The following is a 21,141-nucleotide window of genomic DNA, read 5'->3' as shown; positions in this document are numbered from 1 at the left end:
CAGGCCACCCGGCCGGTCAGGGGGAGCCGGGAGCGGCGTTACATCACGCGGCACGCGGGGACTCGTGGGGAAGCGACGAGGAGGTGGCCATGGCCCGTTCCGCCAAGGTCCGGGGCGAGGCGGCGCAGCTGCGCCGCGACTTCAGCTGGGTCGCCGCACTCGGCGTCGTCCTGGTCCTCGCGGGGCTCGTCGGTCTCGTCTACACCGGCGTCGCCACCCTGACCTCCATGCTCCTGTTCGGCTGGCTGCTGCTGATCGGCGGCGGGGTCGGGCTCCTGCACGCCGTCCAGGCGCGCGGCAGCAACTTCTTCTGGCTCGGAGTGGTGGTCGCGGCCCTCAACATCGCCGCCGGTGTCGTGGTCATCCTCAGGCCGCAGGCGGCGGCCGAGGCGTTGACCATGTTCGCCGCGCTGCTCTTCCTGACCGGCGGGGTCTTCCGTCTGGTCGGCAGCCTGGTGGTGCGCGGACCGCAGTTCGGCTGGACGCTCGTCCAGGGTGCCTTCGGGCTGCTCCTCGGCATCCTCGTCCTGGTCTCCTGGCCGAGCGACAGCCAGTACGTCATCGGCACGTTCTTCTCGCTCGCCCTGCTCTTCGACGGCCTCGGCCTGATCGCGACCGGCTTCGGCGGACGCAAGATCGTAGGGATGGTCTCCGACCGGCTGGCCCACTAGCGGGCACCCGTACAACCCGAAGAGTTCGCCGACACGGCACAACAGGGGCAGGATCAGTCCCACACCTGACCGTGTCATACGCCAACAGTCAGAAGCGCTCGATAGTCGCTGACTTCTGTTCAGGTCCGGGGTAGGGGGCGGTTCGTTACCAACACTCGACGTGTGGTGACAATCGAGCGCGAGGGTGGCGACCGGACGATGGACAATCACGGGCGCGGGCCCGGCCCACGCCCCGAGGGCCGAGAAGGACCCTACGAGCCCGGGCCTGCGGGCCCGCTGCCGTACGAGGGGGTGTGGCGGTTCACCGCACCCGCCGTCGACGCCTCCGTCCCACAGGCCCGGCACGCCGTGAGGGACCTGCTGCTGCGCCAGGGCGTGCCGGTCTCGGAGGACCTGGTGCACGGCCTGCTGTTGATCGTCTCCGAACTGGTCACGAACGCCGTCAAACACGCGGCCGTGCTCTCGCCGATGCTCGCCGTCGAGGTCGCCGTCGGCGCCGAGTGGATCCGGGTGTCCGTGGAGGACGATCACCCCTACCGTCCCACCGCGCTGGAGGCCGCCCACAGCGAGACCGGCGGGCGGGGCCTGCTCCTGGTGCGTGAGATCACGCTGGAGGCGGGCGGGGCGTGCGACGTCCAGCACACGGCGAGCGGCGGCAAGGTGATCTGGGCCGCCCTGCCGCTCAAGCCCGTACAGCTGCTCTAGCCGTCACGCCGACGCGCCGTCCCGCTGGCACGCCGTTCCGTCACGTCGTCACGCCGCCATGCCGTCGTGTCGTCGCGTCCTCACCAGTCGGCGGACGGTCCTGTCAGCTCCCTGATCGCCGGGCGGGCCGCGTCCAGGACGGTCATGAACCAGGACGAGAAGGTGTCCTTCGCGTGCCGCTCCGCGAGTTCGCCGGGCGTCACGAACGCCGTCGACGCCACCTCCTCCGGATCCGGCCGCGGAGTTGACTGCACGAGACCGACGAAGAGGTGGTTGTACTCCTGCTCCACCAGGCCCGAGGCCGGGTCGGGGTGGTTGTAGCGGACCGTGCCCGCCTCGGCCAGCAGCGAGGGGGAGACCCCCAGCTCCTCGTACGTCCGCCGCGCCGCCGCCGCGAACGGCGCCTCGCCCGGGTAGGGGTGGCCGCAGCAGGTGTTGGACCACACGCCGGGGGAGTGGTACTTGCCCAGCGCCCGCTGCTGGAGCAGCAGCCGCCCGCGCTCGTCGAAGAGGAACACGGAGAAGGCGCGATGCAGTTGTCCCGGTGGCTGGTGGGCCGCGAGCTTCTCCGCGGTGCCGATCGTCACGCCGTTCTCGTCGACCAGTTCCAGCAGAATCGCGTCAGCGGTGCCGTTCGACGGACTGTGCGTCGCGGTGGCAGGTGTGATCGGCATACCCATCCTTCACATCGGTCTTCGCGCCCCCAGTGTGCCGCACGGGAACGGCACACCCGGCATTCGCGAGCGCCCGCATGTCCCGCGCGGCAGCGCGGTCCGCGGCCGACCCCCGGATACCGGATGGAGGGCCCGGTAGATGATCGTGCCCGGTGTCGCGGGCGGGGAATCGTCGGGTCGGGGGCGCGTGGGTCAGGCGCGGAACGAGTGGCGGATCGGCACCTACGTGTCCCGGTGGTGGCCCGGACCGTGGACTCCGGGGCGCCCGGCGGAGGCTCGCGTTCCCCGCGCGTCGACGCGCGAGCGCGCCCCTCGGTGCCTCCCGTGCGCCGGAACGCGGTGGCCGTGCCGCGCTTCGGTCGCGCCCTGGGACGCCCCTTGCGCCGCCTCTCAGTGGCAGAGCCGTGCCTCGTGGGCGGCGTGTCCGCCCGGCTCCAGCTGGAAGGTGCAGTGCTCCACGTCGAAGTGGTCGCCCAGGCAGCCCTGGAGCTCGTGCAGCATCTTCTCGTGGCCCATCGCGTTCAGGACGTCGGAGCTGACCACCACGTGCGCGGAGAGCACCGGCATGCCGGAGGTGATCGTCCAGGCGTGCAGGTCGTGGACGTCCTCCACCCCGTCCAGCGCCAGGATGTGCGCCCGTACCTCCGCCATGTCGACGTCCTTCGGGGCCGCCTCCAGCAGCACGTCGAGGGTCTCGCGCAGCAGCTTCCACGTCCGGGGCGCGATCATCAGCGCGATGACCAGCGAGGCGATCGGGTCGGCCGCCTGCCAGCCGGTGGTCAGGATCACCACCGCCGAGACGATCACCGCGAACGAGCCGAGCGCGTCCGCCGCCACCTCCAGGAACGCGCCGCGCACGTTCAGGCTCTCCTTCTGGCCGCGCATCAGCAGCGTCAGCGACACCATGTTCGCGACCAGGCCGACCGCGCCGAAGACGACGGTCAGACCGCCCTGCGTGCCGGCCGGGGTGACGAACCGCTGGACCGCCTCGTACAGGACGTATCCGCCGACCCCCAGCAGCAGCAGACAGTTGGCCAGGGCGGCGAGTATCTCCGCGCGGGCGTACCCGAAGGTGCGCCGCTCGCTCGGCGGGCGGTTCGCGAAGTGGATCGCCAGCAGCGCCATGCCCAGACCCAGGGCGTCGGTCGCCATGTGGGCCGCGTCCGCGACCAGCGCCAGCGAGTCGGCGAGCACACCGCCGACGACTTCCACGACCATGACGGCGAGCGTGATCGCCAGCGCCACGCGCAGCCGGCCGCGGTACGCCGAGGTCGCCGTACCGCCGCCCGCGCCGCCGTGCGCGTGCCCGTGATCGTGCCCAGCCCCCATGAAAAGCCGCCCTCCCGTGTTGGTCCGGATCATGTACGTGGCACACACAGTGAACTACGGGAGGGGGGTATGAGCAACGCGGCACTGAACACCGTTGTCATGTCGCTTGACCTGCGGAAACGATGTCCAGGTCAGGACGCTGCCGGCACCGGGCACTCCGGAGCCGGCAGCCATCACGCTCAGCGGCCGCGGTGCAGCAGCCACCCCTGCCACGCGGACTCGACCATCTCCCGCACCCCGCGCCGCGCCGTCCAGCCGAGCTCCTCGGCGGCCCGGGCGGCGGAGGCCACCGCGCGCGGGGCGTCGCCCGGACGGCGGGCCTCGACGAGCGGGGGCCGCCGGTCGCCGGTGACCTCGCCGATGACCGTGATCAGTTCGCGCACCGAGACGCCCTCACCGCGCCCGATGTTGACCGTCAGATCTCCCGTGACGTCCTCGCGGGCCAGCCGCCGGGCCGCCGCCAGGTGTGCCTCGGCCAGGTCGGCGACATGGATGTAGTCCCGTACGCACGTGCCGTCCGGCGTCGGATAGTCGTCGCCGAAGATCCGCGGGGCCTCGTCGCGGGTCAGCCGGTCGAAGACCATGGGGACGACGTTGAAGACACCCGTGTCGGCCAGCTCCGGCGCGGCGGCGCCGGCCACGTTGAAGTAGCGCAGGCACGCCGTGGCGATGCCGTGCGCCCGGCCCGCCGCCCGCACCAGCCACTCCCCGGCGAGCTTGGTCTCGCCGTACGGGTTCACCGGCGCGCAGGGCGTGTCCTCCGTGATGAGGTCCACGCCGGGGTCGCCGTAGACCGCCGCCGACGAGGAGAACAGGAAGCGCCTGATACCGGCCTCGGCGACCGCGTCCAGCAGCGTGGCCAGGCCGCCGACGTTCTCCCGGTAGTACCGCGTCGGCTGCGCGACGGACTCAGCCACCTGCTTCCGCGCGGCCAGGTGCACCACACCCGCGACCCGGTGCTCGGCGAACACCCGCTTGAGCAGCTCCGCGTCGTGCGACGAGCCCTCGACCAGCGGGACGTCCACCGGCAGTCGCGCGGGCACCCCGGCCGAGAGGTCGTCCAACGCGACGACACGCTCCCCGGCCCCGGTCATGGCCCGCGCCACATGTGCCCCGATGTAGCCGGCCCCGCCTGTGATCAGCCATGTCATGGTCGCCCACCCTATGCCGCCACCATGACTCCGTACGCAATGTCACCCATGTCCGGTCGCGCCCGGTCTGTCACGCGCGGTTTGTGGGCCGGCCCCCCGATCCCCGATGATGATCGCGGCACGGGCCCGGGCGAACCACGTCGATCGGGCCGTCGAACGGGCGGTGAACGCGGGTTTCCCGGCATCCGATAGCCTCTGCCGACATGCCGCCCGGGAGCCACCGGCACGGGTGCCCCCACCATGTACACGACCGTCGCCACCGCGTCGGGACGCAGGGAGTGAGTTCGGTTGTCGACCGCCATCCTCACCGGTCAGCCGGTCCCCGGTTCGTCGATCGAGGGCGATCTGCGGTCCCTCGGCTTCGAGGTCCGGGTAGCGTCCGACGCCGCCGAGGCCGAAGCCCTGCTCGCCGCGGTGCCGGCCGGGGAGCGGGTCGCCGTGGTCGACGCCCGCTTCGTGGGCCACCCGCACGCCCTGCGCCTCGGTCTGACCGACCCCCGCTTCCCGCTCGCCGGGATCCCCGGGGCCGTCACGGCCCAGCCGGCCGGCCGCCAGGCCCTGACCCGCGCGATGGCCCGGGAGAACTCCGCCGACGGCGGCACCACCACCCTGGTCGACAGCCTCGCCGACCGCATCGTCACGGCGCTCGACGCCGACGGCGCCGCCGTGCACCGCCCCGAGCTCGGCAGCCTCGTCGCCACCGTCCCCGCCGACCCGCAGGCCCGCAACGAGGCACGGCAGGCCGTCGCCGCCGTCGACGACGAGGCCGTGCGCCTGAAGTCGGCGGTGAAGGCCCGGGACGGCTTCTTCACCACGTTCCTCATCAGCCCGTACTCGCGCTACATCGCCCGTTGGTGCGCCCGCCGCGGCCTGACCCCCAACCAGGTCACCACCGCCTCCCTGCTCACCGCCCTCATAGCGGCGGCCTGCGCGGCCACCGGCACCCGCGTCGGGTTCGTCGCGGCCGGCGTCCTGCTGATCGCGTCCTTCGTGCTGGACTGCACCGACGGCCAGCTCGCCCGCTACTCCCTGCAGTACTCCACTCTCGGCGCCTGGCTGGACGCCACCTTCGACCGGGCCAAGGAGTACGCCTACTACGCCGGTCTCGCTCTCGGCGCGGCCCGCGGCGGCGACGACGTATGGGCCCTCGCCCTCGGCGCGATGGTCCTCCAGACCTGCCGGCACGTCGTGGACTTCTCCTTCAACGAGGCCAACCACGACGCCACCGCCAACACCAGCCCCACCGCCGCACTCTCCGACAAGCTCGACAGCGTCGGCTGGACGGTCTGGGTGCGCCGCATGATCGTCCTGCCCATCGGTGAACGCTGGGCGATGATCGCGGTCCTCACCGCCGTCACCACCCCGCGCATCACCTTCTACGCGCTGCTCGTCGGCTGCGCCTTCGCGGCGACGTACACCACGGCGGGCCGCGTGCTGCGGTCCCTGACCCGCAAGGCCCGGCGCACCGACCGGGCGGCGCGGGCGCTGGCGGACCTCGCGGACAGCGGGCCGGTGGCCGAGGCGCTCGCGCGGGCGCTGCGCAGGCTGCCCGCCAAGCCGCCGGTCGGCGCCCGCTTCCTCGTCGCCCTGCCCGGCGCGGCCCTGCTGGTCCTCGCGGCGGCACTCGAACCGTTCGGCAGCCCGCTCGCGATCGCGGCGGCCGCCCTGTACGCCCTCACCTCGGCGGCAGCCGTGGCCCTGCCCCTCAAGGGCGCCCTCGACTGGCTCGTCCCCCCGCTGTTCCGGGCCGCCGAATACGGCACCGTGCTGATCCTGGCGGCCAAGGCGGACGTGAACGGAGCCCTTCCCGCGGCCTACGGGCTGGTGGCCGCGGTCGCCTACCATCACTACGACACGGTGTACCGCATCCGCGGCGACGCCGGGGCGCCCCCGGCCTGGCTGGTGCGTGTCATCGGGGGGCACGAAGGGCGGACGCTGCTCGTCACCGTCCTCGCCGCGGTGCTCACCGCCTCGCAGTTCCCGGTCGCGCTCACGGCCCTCGCCGTGGCCGTGGCCCTGGTGGTGCTCGCCGAGAGCATCCGCTTCTGGGTGTCCGCCCACCGGGTCGGGGCACCTGCCGTACACGATGAAGGAGAACCCGCATGATCGGCCTCGTGCTGGCGGCCGGCGCCGGACGGCGTCTTCGCCCCTACACCGACAGCCTTCCCAAGGCGCTGGTGCCGGTGGGGCCCGCGGGCATAGAGGGCGAACCCACGGTTCTCGACCTGACCCTCGGCAACTTCGCCGAGATCGGCCTGACCGAGGTGGCGGTCATCGTCGGCTACCGCAAGGAGGCCGTGTACGAGCGCAAGGAGGCCCTGGAGCGGAAGTACGGCCTCAAGCTCACCCTCATCGACAACGACAAGGCCGAGGAGTGGAACAACGCCTACTCCCTGTGGTGCGGCCGTGACGCCCTCAAAGACGGCGTGATCCTCGCCAACGGCGACACCGTGCACCCGGTCTCGGTCGAGAAGACCCTGCTCGCCGCGCGCGGCGACGGCAAGAAGATCATCCTCGCCCTCGACACGGTCAAGTCCCTCGCCGACGAGGAGATGAAGGTCGTCGTCGACCCCGAGAAGGGCATGACGAGGATCACCAAGCTGATGGACCCCGCCGAGGCGACCGGCGAGTACATCGGCGTCACCCTCATCGAGGGCGACGCCGCCCCCGAGCTGGCCGACGCGCTGAAGACCGTGTGGGAGACCGACCCGCAGCAGTTCTACGAGCACGGCTACCAGGAGCTCGTCAACCGCGGCTTCCGCATCGACGTGGCGCCCATCGGCGACGTCAAGTGGGTGGAGATCGACAACCACGACGATCTCGCCCGCGGACGGGAGATCGCGTGCCAGTACTGACCCGGCTCATCCCCTCGCCGCTTGTCGTGGACATCCGCCCGGGTGCCCTCGACGACCTGGCGTGCGTCCTCGCCGACGAGCGCATCTCGCACTCCGGCCGCCTCGCCGTCGCCGTCAGCGGCGGCTCCGGCGCCAAGCTGCGCGAGCGCATCGCGCCCGGCATGCCCGGCGCCACCTGGTACGAGGTCGGCGGCGGCACCCTCGACGACGCGGTCCGGCTGGCGAGCGACATAAAGGCCGGCCACTACGACGCGGTCGTCGGCCTCGGCGGCGGCAAGATCATCGACTGTGCCAAGTTCGCCGCGGCACGGGTCGGCCTGCCCCTGGTCGCCGTGCCGACGAACCTCGCGCACGACGGCCTGTGCTCCCCGGTCGCCACCCTCGACAACGACGCGGGCCGCGGCTCGTACGGCGTGCCGAACCCGATCGCCGTCGTCATCGACCTGGACGTCATCCGCGAAGCCCCGGTCCGCTTCGTACGCGCCGGCATCGGCGACGCCGTCTCCAACATCTCCGCGATCGCGGACTGGGAACTGGCCAACCGCGTCAAGGGCGAGCGGATCGACGGCCTGGCCGCCGCGATGGCCCGGCAGGCCGGCGAGGCGGTGCTGCGGCACCCGGGCGGCATCGGGGACAACGACTTCCTCCAGGTGCTGGCCGAGGCGCTCGTCCTCAGCGGGATCGCCATGTCGGTGTCGGGCGACTCGCGGCCGTCCTCCGGGGCGTGCCACGAGATCAACCACGCCTTCGACCTGCTGTTCCCCAAGCGGGCCGCGGCCCACGGCGAGCAGTGCGGACTGGGCGCGGCCTTCGCGATGTGGCTGCGCGGGGCGCACGAGGAGTCGGCGTACATGGCCGAGGTGCTGCGCCGGCACGGCCTGCCGGTGCTGCCGGACGAGATCGGCTTCACGACCGAGGAGTTCGTCAAGGTCGTCGAGTTCGCCCCGGAGACCCGGCCCGGCCGCTACACCATCCTCGAACACCTCGACCTGACGACCGAAAAGATCAAGGACACCTACGCCGACTATGTCAAGGCCATCGGTAGCTGAACTCCGCCCCGTCGTTCACCCCGCAGGGGTGAAGGACCGGCGCAGCGGTGAGCACTGGGCGGGACGCCTCTACATGCGCGAGGTGTCCCTGCGGGTCGACCGCTACCTGGTCAACACCAGGGTCACCCCCAACCAGCTCACCTACCTGATGACCGTCTTCGGTGTGCTCGCGGCCCCGGCACTCCTCGTGCCGGGGATCCCGGGCGCCGTCCTCGGCGTGGTCATGGTCCAGCTGTACCTGCTGCTGGACTGCGTCGACGGCGAGATCGCCCGCTGGAAGCAGCAGTTCTCGCTCGGCGGCGTCTACCTGGACCGGGTCGGCGCCTACCTGACCGACGCCGCCGTCCTGGTCGGACTCGGCCTGCGCGCCGCCGACCTGTGGGGCACCGGACGCATCGACTGGCTCTGGGCCTTCCTCGGCACCCTCGCCGCGCTCGGCGCGATCCTGATCAAGGCCGAGACCGACCTCGTCGGCGTCGCCCGCCACCAGGCCGGGAAGCCCCCGGTGCAGGAGTCCGCCTCCGAGCCGCGCTCCTCCGGCATGGCGCTGGCCCGCAAGGCCGCCGCCGCGCTCAAGTTCCACCGGCTCGTCCTCGGCATCGAGGCGTCCCTGCTCATCCTGGTCCTCGCGATCCTGGACGCGAGCCGGGGCGACCTGTTCTTCACCCGGCTGGGCACCGCCGTACTCGCCGCGATCGCCCTGCTGCAGACCCTGCTGCACCTGGTGTCCATCCTCGCCTCCAGCAGGCTGCGGTGAGCGCCATGAAGGTCGGCGCGGTGATCATCACCATGGGCAACAGGCCGGAGGAGCTGCGCGCCCTGCTCGACTCGATCGCCAAGCAGGACGGCGACCCGGTCGAGGTCGTCGTGGTGGGCAACGGGTCGCCGGTCCCGGACGTCCCCGAAGGCGTCCGTACCATCGAGCTGCCCGAGAACCTCGGCATCCCCGGCGGCCGCAACGTCGGCATAGAGGCCTTCGGCCCCGGCGGCCGCGACGTGGACATCCTGCTCTTCCTGGACGACGACGGCCTGCTGGCGAGCCACGACACCGCCGAGCTGTGCCGCAAGGCGTTCGAGGCCGACCCGAAGCTCGGCATCATCAGCTTCCGCATCGCCGACCCGGACACCGGCCTCACCCAGCGCCGTCACGTGCCCCGGCTGCGGGCGTCCGACCCGATGCGCTCCTCCCGGGTCACCACCTTCCTCGGCGGCGCCAACGCCGTCCGCACCCAGGTCTTCGCCGACGTCGGCGGCCTGCCGGACGCATTCTTCTACGCCCACGAGGAAACCGACCTGGCGTGGCGGGCCCTCGACGCGGGCTGGATGATCGACTACCGGTCCGACATGGTGCTGTACCACCCGACGACCGCGCCCTCGCGGCACGCGGTCTACCACCGCATGGTCGCCCGCAACCGCGTCTGGCTGGCCCGCCGCAACCTCCCGGCGCCGCTCGTCCCGGTCTACCTCGGTGCCTGGCTGCTGCTCACCCTCGTCCGCCGTCCCTCGCGCCCGGCGCTGAGGGCATGGTTCGGCGGATTCCGGGAAGGCTGGACCACTCCGTGCGGCCCCCGCCGTCCCATGAAGTGGCGTACGGTGTGGCGGCTGACCCGACTGGGCCGGCCTCCCGTCATCTGACAAGCTCGTGTCCGGGAGCAACCGGACCGGTCCCCGGCCCGGCGGCCTCACGCCGGACCCGCACTGGCTGCGCATCTCGAAGACGAAAGTTTCCAACTGGTGAGTGAGACAACGCACGACGGCACGGTCGCGGTGAGCGCGCCCGCGTCGCCCGACGAGGGCCTCACGGCGGCACAGCTCGCCGCCAAGTACGGGCTGTCTGTGAGCGGTGCCCGGCCGTCCCTGTCCGAGTACGTCCGGCAGCTGTGGGGACGGCGCCACTTCATCCTCGCCTTCTCCCAGGCGAAGCTGACCGCCCAGTACAGCCAGGCGAAGCTCGGCCAGCTGTGGCAGGTGGCGACACCGCTGCTCAACGCGCTGGTGTACTACTTGATCTTCGGGCTGATCCTGGACGCCGGCCGGGGAATGCCGAAGGACGTGTACATCCCGTTCCTGGTCACGGGCGTCTTCGTCTTCACCTTCACCCAGAGCTCGGTGATGGCGGGCGTCCGCTCGATCTCGGGCAACCTGGGCCTGGTGCGCGCGCTGCACTTCCCGCGCGCCTCGCTGCCCATCTCCTTCGCGCTCCAGCAGCTCCAGCAGCTGATGTTCTCGATGATCGTGCTGTTCGTCGTGGCGGTCGCGTTCGGCAGCTACCCCGATCTGTCCTGGCTGCTGATCGTGCCGGTGCTGGTGCTGCAGTTCCTGTTCAACACCGGCCTCGCGCTGATCATGGCCCGGGCCGGCGCCAAGACCCCCGACCTCGCCCAGCTGATGCCGTTCGTGACGCGGACGTGGATGTACGCCTCGGGCGTCATGTTCTCCATCCCGGTGATGCTCGCCGAACACCCCGCCTGGATCGCCGACACCCTCCAGTGGAACCCCGCCGCGATCTACATGGATTTGATGCGGTTCGCCCTGATCGACGGGTACGGTTCTGAGAACCTCCCGCCGCACGTGTGGGCGGTCGCCGGCGGCTGGGCCGCGCTCGTCATGATCGGCGGCTTCGTGTACTTCTGGACAGCGGAGGAGAGGTACGGCCGTGGCTGACCAGCAGCGGGACCGGGTCCCCACCGTCATCGCGGACGACCTGCACATCGTCTACCGCGTCAACGGCGCGAAGACCGGCAAGGGCAGCGCGACGGCCGCCCTCAGCCGCATCCTCAAGCGAGGCTCCGACGACGCGGCGCGCGGTGTGCGCAAGGTGCACGCCGTGCGCGGCGTGTCCTTCGTCGCCTACCGCGGCGAGGCCATCGGGCTGATCGGCTCCAACGGCTCCGGCAAGTCCACCCTGCTGCGCGCCATCGCCGGCCTGCTGCCCGCCGAGAAGGGCAGGGTCTACACCGACGGCCAGCCCTCGCTGCTCGGCGTCAACGCGGCCCTGATGAACGACCTGACCGGCGAGCGCAACGTCATATTGGGCGGACTCGCCATGGGCATGAGCCGCGAGCAGATCAAGGAGCGCTACCAGGAGATCGTCGACTTCTCCGGCATCAACGAGAAGGGCGACTTCATCACGCTGCCGATGCGCACCTACTCCTCCGGCATGGCGGCGCGCCTGCGTTTCTCCATCGCGGCGGCCAAGGACCACGACGTCCTGATGATCGACGAGGCGCTGGCCACGGGTGACCGCAAGTTCCAGAAGCGCTCCGAGGACCGCATCCGGGAGCTGCGCAAGGAGGCCGGCACCGTGTTTCTGGTCAGCCACAACAACAAGTCGATCCGTGACACCTGCAACCGCGTCCTGTGGCTGGAGCGCGGTGAACTGCGTATGGACGGACCGACCGACGAGGTACTCAAGGAGTACGAGAAGTTCACGGGCAAGTAACCCGGTTCGCCCAGGGCCCCGCCGGAACTGTCCCGGCGGGGCTCGCGTCCGCAAAGAAAACGTCAACTCCGGTCATCCGTAGGAATCTTGGGACCGATCCGTGTGTTGTTGTGATGCGGGGGAAACCCAGGCGCGGCTCGCCGCTTGTACAACGTAAGCTGTACGGGTCCCGAAACGCGGCAAGTAGGGCCATAATGCGCGACACCCTCCCTGAGGGCTGCTGCACGGACGGCCGAGCGGCGTGTCCGAAATAGTCTGTATTGGGTCGGCAGTGTAGAACGGGAGATGTGACGGCAATGGCTACGGAAACTCCCCGGCTCCACGCAGCATGTGCCGTCCCCGCGCCGGGCAGTCCGCGGTGACGGGACCCGGCACGGCGCGCGTGGTCGGTCCGGAGCGCGGCACGCTCGACAAGGCCGCGGGTGAGAACTTCCCCGTGGCCCCCTTCTTCCTGCCGCGGGCCTGGCGCGACGATCTCATGGCCGTCTACGGCTTCGCCCGCCTCGTGGACGACATCGGCGACGGCGACCTGGCCCCCGGCGGCGCCGACGCCCGTCTGCTCGGCGTCGGCCCACGGGACGCCGAGGACCGCCTGGTGCTGCTGGACGCCTTCGAGGCCGACCTGCGCCGGGTCTTCGACCCGGTGGGCGCCGGACCACGCCATCCGCTGCTGCGCCGCCTCCAGCGCACCGTCCGCGCCCGCTCGCTGACCCCCGAGCCCTTCCTCGCCCTGATCGCCGCCAACCGCCAGGACCAGCTCGTCAGGCGGTACGAGAGCTACGACGACCTGCTCGCCTACTGCGAGCTGTCCGCCAACCCCGTCGGCCGTCTCGTCCTCGCCGTCACGGGCAGCTCCACGCCGGAGCGGGTCCGCCGCTCGGACGCCGTCTGCACGGCCCTCCAGATCGTCGAGCACCTCCAGGACGTGGCCGAGGACCTGGGCCGCGACCGCGTCTATCTGCCCGCCGCGGACATGAGACGCTTCCACGTCCAGGAGGCGGATCTCGCCGCGAGGACCGCCGGCGCGCCGGTTCGTGCGCTGATCGCGTACGAGGCGCGCCGGGCCCGCGATCTCCTCAGTGCAGGCGCTCCCCTCGTGGGGAGCGTCCACGGCAGGCTCAAGCTGCTGCTCGCGGGGTTCGTGGCGGGGGGAAGGGCGGCCGTCCGCGCGATCGCCGCCGCCGACTACGACGTACTTCCCGGCCCGCCCAAGCCCGGCAGGATCCAGTTGCTGCGTGAGGTGGGCGTGACTCTGCGAGGAGAGGGGTGATCCGGACCGTGGAGTCGGAACCACACGCGTCCGCACCGGTACTCGCCGCCTACCGTTACTGCGAGGCCGTCACCGGACAGCAGGCCCGTAACTTCGCCTACGGCATCAGGCTGCTGCCGGCGTCCAAGCGCCGCGCGATGTCGGCGCTGTACGCGTTCGCGCGGCGGGTCGACGACATCGGCGACGGCACACTGGCCGACGACGTCAAGGTCGCCAGGCTCGAGGACACCCGCGCACTGCTCGGCAGGATCCGCGCGGGCGACGTCGAGGAGGACGACACCGACCCGGTCGGGGTCGCCCTCGCTCATGCCGTCCAGCACTTCCCGATCCCGCTGGGCGGGCTGGACGAGCTCATCGACGGCGTCCTGATGGACGTGCGCGGCGAGACCTACGAGACCTGGGACGACCTGAAGGTCTACTGCCGCTGTGTGGCCGGCGCCATCGGCCGGCTCTCGCTCGGCGTGTTCGGTACGGAACCGGAGGCGCGCGGCGCCGAGCGCGCGCCGGAGTACGCCGACACGCTCGGTCTCGCGCTGCAGCTCACCAACATCCTCAGGGACGTCCGCGAGGACGCCGTGGGCGGGCGTACCTACCTGCCCGCCGACGACCTCGCCAAGTTCGGCTGCTCGGCGGGGTTCAGCGGACCGACACCGCCGGAAGGCTCCGACTTCGCGGGCCTCGTCCACTTCGAAGTGCGTCGGGCCCGCGCCCTTTTCGCCGAGGGCTACCGGCTGCTCCCCATGCTCGACCGGCGCAGCGGCGCCTGTGTCGCCGCCATGGCCGGCATCTACCGCCGCCTCCTGGACCGTATCGAGCGCGACCCGGAGGCCGTGCTGCGCGGCCGGGTCTCGCTGCCCGGGCGCGAGAAGGCGTACGTCGCCGTGCGCGGGCTGTCCGGACTGGACGCCCGGCACGTGTCCCGGCGGACCGTCAGGAGGCGCGCCTGATGGAGTCACCGGTCACAGCGCTCCGAGGAGCTGCCACCGGCCGGAAGCGGTGGGCAACCCTCCGGCGCGCGGCGGCGTCCCTGGCTCAGACGGCCGGTCGTGCACCGTTCGAGCGGCACGGCGGCCGGGCAGGGGAGGGTGCGCGATGACCCACGGCACACGGTCCCACGAACCGCTCGACGGCGGGCGGCACGCCGTCGTGGCCGGCGGCGGGCTCGCCGGCATCACCGCCGCGCTGGCGCTCGCCGACGCCGGAGTGCGCGTCACCCTGCTCGAAGGCCGGCCGCGCCTGGGCGGGCTCGCCTTCTCCTTCCAGCGCGGGGGCCTGACCGTCGACAACGGACAGCATGTGTACCTGCGCTGCTGCACCGCCTACCGCTGGTTTCTGGACCGCATCGACGCGGCGGCGCTGGCGCCGTTGCAGAACCGTCTCGACGTGCCAGTCCTGGACGTCGCGCGGCCCGAGGGGCGGCGGCTGGGCCGGCTGCGGCGTGACGCGCTGCCCGTGCCCCTGCACCTGGGGCGCAGTCTCGCCACCTATCCGCACCTGTCGCTCGCCGACCGCGCCAGGGTGGGCCGTGCCGCGCTCGCGCTCAAGGGGCTGGACCCTGCTGATCCCGCCCTCGACAGCCAGGACTTCGGCGGCTGGCTGGCCGCGCACGGCCAGTCCAAGCGGGCCGTCGAGGCCCTGTGGGACCTGGTCGGAGTCGCCACCCTCAACGCGGTCGCGGGCGACGCCTCGCTGGGGCTCGCGGCGATGGTGTTCAAGACCGGTCTGCTCTCCGACCCGGGCGCGGCCGACATCGGCTGGGCGCGCGTCCCGCTGGGCGAACTCCACGACCGGCTGGCCCGCAAGGCGCTCGACTTCGCCGGCGTCCGTACCGAGGTCCGTACACGCGTCACCTCCGTCTCCCGCCACACGAACGGACGGTGGAGGGTCGAGGTTCCCGGCGAAACGCTCGACGCCGACGCGGTCGTGCTCGCCGTACCGCAGCGCGAGACGTACGGCCTGCTGCCCGCCGGCGCGCTCGACGCGCCCGGGCGGCTGCTGGAGATCGGCACCGCGCCGATCCTCAACGTCCATGTCGTCTACGACCGGAAGGTGCTGAGCAGGCCGTTCTTCGCGGCGCTCGGCACGCCGGTGCAGTGGGTGTTCGACCGCACCGGCGCCTCCGGGCTGAAGAGCGGCCAGTACCTCGCCCTGTCCCAGTCGGCCGCGTGGGACGGCATCGACGAGCCGGTGGCCGTGCTGCGCGCGCGGTACCTGCGGGAGCTGGAGCGGCTGCTGCCCCTCACACGCGGCGCCGAGGTGAAGGACTTCTTCGTGACCAGGGAGCGCACCGCGACCTTCGCTCCCGCTCCCGGCGTCGGGCGTCTGCGGCCCGGCGCCCGCACCAAGGCCCCCGGCCTGTACCTGGCCGGAGCGTGGACCGCCACAGGGTGGCCCGCGACCATGGAGAGTGCGGTCCGCAGCGGTGTGAGCGCGGCGGACGCCGCGCTGAGCGCGCTGGGCCGGCCCCGCCCACGTCACCTCTTCGAGTTCGAGGAGGCGGCGTGATGCCGGATCAGACAGGCGCGGCAGACGGCCCCCGCACCCCCGGTACCGCAACAAGAGGAGAGACTGTGCCCACTGTGCCCCCGGCCTCGAAGGCCGCTCGAGAGACCGCGGTCGACGTGATCGCGCTCCTGGAGCGCGGTAGGACCCTGGCCACACCGGTACTGCGGGCGGCCGTCGACCGCCTGGCGCCTCCCATGGACACCGTCGCCGCCTATCACTTCGGCTGGATCGACGCCCAGGGCAAGCCCGCGGCGGGCGACGGCGGCAAGGCCGTACGCCCCGCCCTCGCGGTGCTGTCCGCCGAGGTCACCGGCGCCGCGCCCGAGACCGGTGTCCCCGGCGCGGTCGCCGTCGAACTCGTCCACAACTTCTCTCTCCTGCACGACGACCTGATGGACGGCGACGAACAGCGCCGCCACCGCGACACCGTATGGAAGGTGCACGGGCCCGCCCAGGCCATCCTGGTCGGCGACGCCCTGTTCGCCCTCGCCAACGAGGTGCTGCTGGAGCTCGGCACCGTCGAGGCCGGCCGCGCCACCCGCCGTCTGACCACCGCCACCCGCGCCCTGATCGACGGTCAGGCGCAGGACATCTCCTACGAGCACCGCGACCGGGTCAGCGTCGAGGAGTGCCTGGAGATGGAGGGCAACAAGACCGGCGCCCTGCTCGCCTGCGCCAGCTCCATCGGCGCGGTCCTCGGCGGCGCGGACGACCGCACCGCCGACACCCTGGAGAAGTACGGGTACCACCTCGGCCTGGCCTTCCAGGCCGTCGACGACCTCCTCGGCATCTGGGGCGACCCGGAGGCCACCGGCAAGCAGACCTGGAGCGACCTGCGCCAGCGCAAGAAGTCGCTGCCGGTCGTCGCCGCGCTCGCGGCCGGGGGTTCCGCCTCCGAGCAGCTCGGTGAGATCCTCGCCGCCGACGCCAAGGCCAGCGACTCCGAGAATTTCTCGGAGGAGGAGTTCGCGGCCCGCGCCGCCCTCATCGAGCAGGCGGGCGGCCGGGAGTGGACCGCCGAAGAGGCCCGCCGTCAGCACAGCGTCGCCATCGAGGCGCTCGGCTCCGTGGACATGCCCGACCAGGTGCGGGACCGCTTCACGGCCCTCGCCGACTTCGTCGTCGTACGAAAGAGATGATTACCACCGGTCGAAAAGAGATGATCACTATCGGTCGAATAGCCCTCGCGTAGTCGCCGGCCGGTGGGGCGCGTCAGCGCACACCGGCCGACGGCGGACCCACAGCAGACGCACTCCATGCAGCACTGCACGAAGGGGAAGCCATGACAGCGACGACCGACGGAAGCACCGGGGCGACTCTGCCGTCCCGCGCTGCCGCGGCCAGCGAAACCCACACCGACACCCCCGTGGCGGCCGGGGTCCACGAAGCCGCCGCGCGCGCGGTCCGGCGCGCCACCGACTTCCTGCTCGCCAAGCAGGACCCCCAGGGCTGGTGGAAGGGCGACCTCGAGACGAACGTCACGATGGACGCCGAGGATCTGCTGCTCCGTCAGTTCCTGGGCATCCGCGACGAGCAGACCACCGAGGCCGCCGCACTCTTCATCCGTGGCGAACAGCGCGAGGACGGCACCTGGGCCACCTTCTACGGCGGACCCGGCGAACTCTCCACCACCATCGAGGCGTACGTCGCCCTGCGCCTGGCCGGTGACGCGCCCGACGCACCGCACATGGCGAAGGCCTCCGCCTGGGTCCGCGAGCAGGGCGGCATCGCCGCCGCCCGGGTCTTCACCCGGATCTGGCTGGCCCTGTTCGGCTGGTGGAAGTGGGAGGACCTGCCCGAACTCCCGCCCGAGCTCATCTACTTCCCGAAGTGGGTGCCGCTCAACATCTACGACTTCGGGTGCTGGGCCCGGCAGACCATCGTCCCGCTGACGATCGTCTCCGCGAAGCGGCCGGTCAGGCCCGCGCCCTTCCCGCTCGACGAGCTGCACACCGACCCCGACCACCCCCACCCGCCGAGGCAGCCGGCCCCGGCGGCCAGCTGGGACGGCGCCTTCCAGCGGCTGGACAAGGCGCTGCACGCCTACCGGAAGCTCGCGCCGCGCCGGCTGCGCCGGGCCGCCATGAACACCGCCGCCCGCTGGATCATCGAGCGCCAGGAGAACGACGGCTGCTGGGGCGGCATCCAGCCGCCGGCCGTGTACTCGATCATCGCGCTGCACCTGCTCGGCTACGACCTCGAACACCCCGTGATGCGCGCCGGGTTGGAGTCCCTCGACCGGTTCGCCGTGTGGCGCGAGGACGGGGCCCGGATGATCGAGGCCTGCCAGTCGCCGGTGTGGGACACCTGCCTGACCACCATCGCGCTGGCCGACGCCGGGCTCCCGGCCGACCACCCCCAACTGGTCAAGGCCGCCGACTGGATGCTCGGCGAGCAGGTCGTGCGGCCCGGCGACTGGTCGGTGCGTCGGCCGCACCTGCTGCCCGGCGGCTGGGCGTTCGAGTTCCACAACGACAACTACCCGGACATCGACGACACCGCCGAGGTGGTCCTCGCGCTGCGCCGCGTCAAGCACCACGACCCGGACCGGGTGGAGAACGCGATCGCGCGCGGGGTGCGCTGGAACCTCGGCATGCAGTCCAGGAACGGCGCCTGGGGCGCCTTCGACGTGGACAACACCAGTCCCCTCCCCAACCGGCTGCCGTTCTGCGACTTCGGCGAGGTCATCGACCCGCCGTCCGCCGACGTCACCGCGCACGTCGTGGAGATGCTCGCGGTGGAGGGACTGGCCCACGACCCGCGCACCCGGCGCGGCATCGAGTGGTTGCTGGCCGAACAGGAGCCGGACGGCTCGTGGTTCGGGCGCTGGGGCGTCAACTACGTCTACGGCACCGGCTCCGTCGTCCCCGCGCTGGTCGCGGCGGGGCTCCCCGGCGCCCACCCGGCGATCCGGAGGGCCGTGACCTGGCTGGAGTCCGTGCAGAACGACGACGGCGGCTGGGGCGAGGACCTGCGCTCCTACAAGTACGCCAAGGAGTGGAGCGGCCGGGGCGCCTCCACCGCCTCGCAGACGGCGTGGGCGCTGCTCGCGCTGCTGGCGGCGGGGGAGCGGGACTCCAAAGCCGTCGAGCGGGGCGTCGAATGGCTCGCCGCCACCCAGCGGGAGGACGGCTCCTGGGACGAGCCGTACTTCACCGGCACCGGCTTCCCCTGGGACTTCTCCATCAACTACCACCTCTACCGCCAGGTCTTTCCGCTCACCGCCCTCGGCCGGTACGTGCACGGAGAGCCCTTCGCGCAGCAGCGGCCCGCCCGGCAGCCCGGTGCCGAGGCCAAGGGGGGCTGATGAGCACACAGCCCGCCACGGCTCCGCTGCTGGTCGCCTGCGCGCTCGGCATCGAGCAGCTCGCCCTGCGGGCGGGTGACCGCGGCGGCGCCGGCGGGCCGGTCACCGTGCTGCGCACGGGCATGGGGCCGGCGGCGGCCGAGCGCTCCGTCACCCGGGTGCTGGCCGACCCGGCGTTCACCGCCGCGGCCGTGCTGGCCACGGGCTTCTGCGCGGGACTCGCCCCCGGCATGCACCCTGGCGACCTCGTCGTCGCCGAGGAGACCCGGGACCCGCGCGGCACCGTGCCGTGCGTGGGAACCGACCTGCTCGTCCGGGAGCTGGCGCGCACCGTGCCCGGGCGCACCGTCCACACCGGGCCGCTCACCGGCTCCGACCATGTGGTGCGCGGCAGCGAGCGGTCCGATCTGTTCCTGACCGGCGCGATCGCGGCCGACATGGAGTCCGCCGCCACGCTGCTGAGCGCCGTGCGCGTGGGCGAGCGTCCGGTTGCGGCCGTCCGGGTGGTCGTGGACGCTCCAGAACACGAACTCGTCCGGATCGGCACGGTACGCGGTGGAATATCAGCTTTCCGTGTTCTTCGATCGGTTTTGCCCGCTTTCTTCGAATGGCACCGTTCCTCGCTGCTCCCCAGGAGGTGAGCCAGATGGCCATGCCGCTGCGCCAGTCCATCAAGGTCGCTACGTACTTGGCTGAACAGAAGCTCCGCAGGCGGGACAAGTTTCCGCTCATCGTCGAGCTGGAACCGCTCTTCGCCTGCAACCTCAAGTGCGAGGGGTGCGGCAAGATCCAGCACCCGGCGGGCGTGCTCAAGCAGCGCATGCCGGTGGCCCAGGCCGTGGGGGCGGTGCTGGAGTCCGGTGCGCCGATGGTGTCCATCGCCGGCGGCGAGCCTCTGATGCATCCGCAGATCGACGAGATCGTCCGTCAGTTGGTGGCGAAGAAGAAGTACGTCTTCCTGTGCACCAATGCCATGCTGTTGCGCAAGAAGATGGACCGGTTCAGGCCCTCCCCCTACTTCGCCTTCGCCGTGCACATCGACGGGCTGCGCGAGCGGCACGACGAGTCGGTGGCGAAGGAGGGAGTGTTCGACGAGGCGGTGGAGGCCATCAAGGAGGCCAAGCGGCGCGGTTTCCGGGTCACCACCAACTCGACCTTCTTCAACACGGACACCCCTCAGACCGTCATCGAGGTGCTCAACTACCTCAACGACGACCTCCAGGTCGACGAGATGATGATCTCGCCCGCCTACGCCTACGAGAAGGCCCCGGACCAGGAGCACTTCCTGGGCGTGGAGCAGACCCGCGAGCTGTTCAGGAAGGCGTTCGCGGGCGGCAACCGGCGCCGCTGGCGGCTCAACCACTCCCCGCTGTTCCTGGACTTCCTGGAGGGCAAGGTCGACTTCCCCTGCACCGCGTGGGCGATCCCCAACTACTCGCTCTTCGGCTGGCAGCGGCCCTGCTACCTGATGAGCGACGGATACGTCCCGACGTACCGGGAGCTGATCGAGGGGACCGACTGGGACAAGTACGGCCGCGGCAAGGACCCGCGCTGCGCCAACTGCATGGCGCACTGCGGCTACGAGCCCACCGCCGTCCTCGCCACCATGGGTTCCCTGAAGGAGTCCCTGCGGGCCATGCGCGAGACCGTCGCCGGAAGCAAGGGGTAGCGCCATGACCACCGTTTCCCTGGGCGTCCCCGAAGTGCCGGCCCGGCCGCTCGCCGAGCGGCGCGCGTCGCGGCGCCTTCAGGTCGGGCCGGTGGAGGTCGGGGGCGGCGCCCCGGTGTCGGTGCAGTCGATGACGACGACCCGCACGTCCGACATCGGCGCCACCCTCCAGCAGATCGCCGAACTGACCGCCTCCGGCTGCCAGATCGTCCGGGTCGCCTGCCCGACGCAGGACGACGCGGACGCGCTCGCCACCATCGCCCGCAAGTCGCGGATCCCGGTGATCGCGGACATCCACTTCCAGCCGAAGTACGTGTTCGCCGCGATCGAAGCCGGCTGCGCCGCCGTCCGCGTCAATCCCGGCAACATCAAACAGTTTGACGACCGGGTCAAGGAGATCGCCAAGGCGGCCCGGGACCACGGCACGCCGATCCGTATCGGCGTCAACGCCGGTTCGCTGGACCGGCGTCTGCTCCAGAAGTACGGCAAGGCCACGCCCGAGGCCCTAGTGGAG

General features: G+C 71.7%; 21 protein-coding genes. 18 read left to right on the top strand and 3 right to left on the bottom strand.

The features are described from left to right. Nucleotides 1–89 precede the first annotated feature (89 nt). Together ACFPZJ_RS17620 and ACFPZJ_RS17615 are read left to right on the top strand one after the other, a co-directional pair. On the top strand, nucleotides 90–671 hold the full coding sequence (locus tag ACFPZJ_RS17620; RefSeq protein WP_381022197.1) for an HdeD family acid-resistance protein: 582 nt from the start codon (nucleotides 90–92) through the stop codon (nucleotides 669–671). A 198-nt stretch (nucleotides 672–869) separates the two neighbouring features. Next, complete coding sequence (locus ACFPZJ_RS17615; RefSeq protein WP_381023407.1) at nucleotides 870–1,376, top strand: ATP-binding protein; 507 nt, start codon at nucleotides 870–872, stop codon at nucleotides 1,374–1,376. A gap of 80 nt (nucleotides 1,377–1,456) precedes the next feature. Here ACFPZJ_RS17615 and idi read toward each other — a convergent pair whose 3' ends face one another. The 3 genes from idi to galE all read right to left on the bottom strand — a co-directional run bounded on the left by idi (nucleotide 1,457) and on the right by galE (nucleotide 4,530). Continuing rightward, nucleotides 1,457–2,050 (bottom strand): isopentenyl-diphosphate Delta-isomerase, encoded by a 594-nt coding sequence (gene idi / locus ACFPZJ_RS17610; RefSeq protein ID WP_381022196.1) that lies wholly within the window; start codon nucleotides 2,048–2,050, stop codon nucleotides 1,457–1,459. Nucleotides 2,051–2,440: 390 nt separating this feature from the next. Beyond that, nucleotides 2,441–3,379, bottom strand: a complete 939-nt coding sequence (locus ACFPZJ_RS17605; RefSeq protein ID WP_381022194.1) for a cation diffusion facilitator family transporter — start codon at nucleotides 3,377–3,379, stop codon at nucleotides 2,441–2,443. A 179-nt stretch (nucleotides 3,380–3,558) separates the two neighbouring features. Continuing rightward, a complete protein-coding gene (gene galE, locus ACFPZJ_RS17600) occupies nucleotides 3,559–4,530 on the bottom strand; it encodes a UDP-glucose 4-epimerase GalE (protein WP_381022193.1) in 972 nt (323 codons plus the stop codon). A gap of 288 nt (nucleotides 4,531–4,818) precedes the next feature. Between galE and ACFPZJ_RS17595 the strand changes: the two genes are divergently transcribed. From ACFPZJ_RS17595 to ACFPZJ_RS17520, 16 genes are all read left to right on the top strand, one after another. Continuing rightward, nucleotides 4,819–6,636, top strand: a complete 1,818-nt coding sequence (locus ACFPZJ_RS17595) for a DUF5941 domain-containing protein (RefSeq protein ID WP_381022191.1) — start codon at nucleotides 4,819–4,821, stop codon at nucleotides 6,634–6,636. After that, the gene (locus tag ACFPZJ_RS17590; RefSeq protein ID WP_381022189.1) at nucleotides 6,633–7,385 is read left to right on the top strand and encodes a phosphocholine cytidylyltransferase family protein; all 753 of its coding nucleotides are present in this window, start codon (nucleotides 6,633–6,635) and stop codon (nucleotides 7,383–7,385) included. Before ACFPZJ_RS17595 ends, ACFPZJ_RS17590 begins: the two co-directional genes overlap by 4 nt. Next, the gene (locus ACFPZJ_RS17585) at nucleotides 7,373–8,434 is read left to right on the top strand and encodes an iron-containing alcohol dehydrogenase family protein (protein WP_381022187.1); all 1,062 of its coding nucleotides are present in this window, start codon (nucleotides 7,373–7,375) and stop codon (nucleotides 8,432–8,434) included. Before ACFPZJ_RS17590 ends, ACFPZJ_RS17585 begins: the two co-directional genes overlap by 13 nt. Further along, nucleotides 8,412–9,191, top strand: a complete 780-nt coding sequence (locus ACFPZJ_RS17580; protein WP_381022185.1) for a CDP-alcohol phosphatidyltransferase family protein — start codon at nucleotides 8,412–8,414, stop codon at nucleotides 9,189–9,191. Before ACFPZJ_RS17585 ends, ACFPZJ_RS17580 begins: the two co-directional genes overlap by 23 nt. Nucleotides 9,192–9,196: 5 nt before the next feature. After that, nucleotides 9,197–10,069, top strand: a complete 873-nt coding sequence (locus tag ACFPZJ_RS17575) for a glycosyltransferase family 2 protein (RefSeq protein ID WP_381023405.1) — start codon at nucleotides 9,197–9,199, stop codon at nucleotides 10,067–10,069. A gap of 99 nt (nucleotides 10,070–10,168) precedes the next feature. Then, a complete protein-coding gene (locus ACFPZJ_RS17570; RefSeq protein WP_381022183.1) occupies nucleotides 10,169–11,098 on the top strand; it encodes an ABC transporter permease in 930 nt (309 codons plus the stop codon). Then, nucleotides 11,091–11,876 (top strand): ABC transporter ATP-binding protein, encoded by a 786-nt coding sequence (locus ACFPZJ_RS17565; protein WP_381022182.1) that lies wholly within the window; start codon nucleotides 11,091–11,093, stop codon nucleotides 11,874–11,876. Before ACFPZJ_RS17570 ends, ACFPZJ_RS17565 begins: the two co-directional genes overlap by 8 nt. Before the next feature lie 358 nt (nucleotides 11,877–12,234). Further along, complete coding sequence (hpnC, locus tag ACFPZJ_RS17560; protein ID WP_381022180.1) at nucleotides 12,235–13,146, top strand: squalene synthase HpnC; 912 nt, start codon at nucleotides 12,235–12,237, stop codon at nucleotides 13,144–13,146. Next, nucleotides 13,143–14,093, top strand: coding sequence for a presqualene diphosphate synthase HpnD (hpnD, locus tag ACFPZJ_RS17555; protein WP_381022179.1), 951 nt, complete (start codon nucleotides 13,143–13,145; stop codon nucleotides 14,091–14,093). Before hpnC ends, hpnD begins: the two co-directional genes overlap by 4 nt. Then, nucleotides 14,093–14,242 (top strand): DUF6380 family protein, encoded by a 150-nt coding sequence (locus tag ACFPZJ_RS17550; protein ID WP_381022177.1) that lies wholly within the window; start codon nucleotides 14,093–14,095, stop codon nucleotides 14,240–14,242. The genes hpnD and ACFPZJ_RS17550 overlap by 1 nt, the downstream gene beginning before the upstream one ends. Then, on the top strand, nucleotides 14,239–15,651 hold the full coding sequence (gene hpnE / locus ACFPZJ_RS17545; RefSeq protein ID WP_381022175.1) for a hydroxysqualene dehydroxylase HpnE: 1,413 nt from the start codon (nucleotides 14,239–14,241) through the stop codon (nucleotides 15,649–15,651). The genes ACFPZJ_RS17550 and hpnE overlap by 4 nt, the downstream gene beginning before the upstream one ends. Further along, the gene (locus tag ACFPZJ_RS17540; RefSeq protein ID WP_381022174.1) at nucleotides 15,651–16,790 is read left to right on the top strand and encodes a polyprenyl synthetase family protein; all 1,140 of its coding nucleotides are present in this window, start codon (nucleotides 15,651–15,653) and stop codon (nucleotides 16,788–16,790) included. The genes hpnE and ACFPZJ_RS17540 overlap by 1 nt, the downstream gene beginning before the upstream one ends. A 143-nt stretch (nucleotides 16,791–16,933) precedes the next feature. Further along, on the top strand, nucleotides 16,934–18,958 hold the full coding sequence (gene shc / locus ACFPZJ_RS17535) for a squalene--hopene cyclase (protein WP_381022172.1): 2,025 nt from the start codon (nucleotides 16,934–16,936) through the stop codon (nucleotides 18,956–18,958). Then, a complete protein-coding gene (locus ACFPZJ_RS17530) occupies nucleotides 18,958–19,599 on the top strand; it encodes a 5'-methylthioadenosine/S-adenosylhomocysteine nucleosidase family protein (protein WP_381022170.1) in 642 nt (213 codons plus the stop codon). Before shc ends, ACFPZJ_RS17530 begins: the two co-directional genes overlap by 1 nt. Before the next feature lie 5 nt (nucleotides 19,600–19,604). Then, entirely contained in the window at nucleotides 19,605–20,627 is a 1,023-nt protein-coding gene (gene hpnH / locus ACFPZJ_RS17525; protein WP_381022169.1) for an adenosyl-hopene transferase HpnH, read from the top strand. 4 nt (nucleotides 20,628–20,631) lie between these two features. Then, a partial coding sequence (locus tag ACFPZJ_RS17520) for a flavodoxin-dependent (E)-4-hydroxy-3-methylbut-2-enyl-diphosphate synthase (protein WP_381022167.1) occupies nucleotides 20,632–21,141 on the top strand: 510 nt, incomplete at its 3' end.

Source organism: Streptomyces bullii, from assembly GCF_042657145.1.
GTDB classification, from domain to species: domain Bacteria; phylum Actinomycetota; class Actinomycetes; order Streptomycetales; family Streptomycetaceae; genus Streptomyces; species Streptomyces bullii.
The sequence above is the reverse complement of the archived record's forward strand: the minus strand, read 5'-3'. Positions and strand labels throughout refer to the sequence as shown.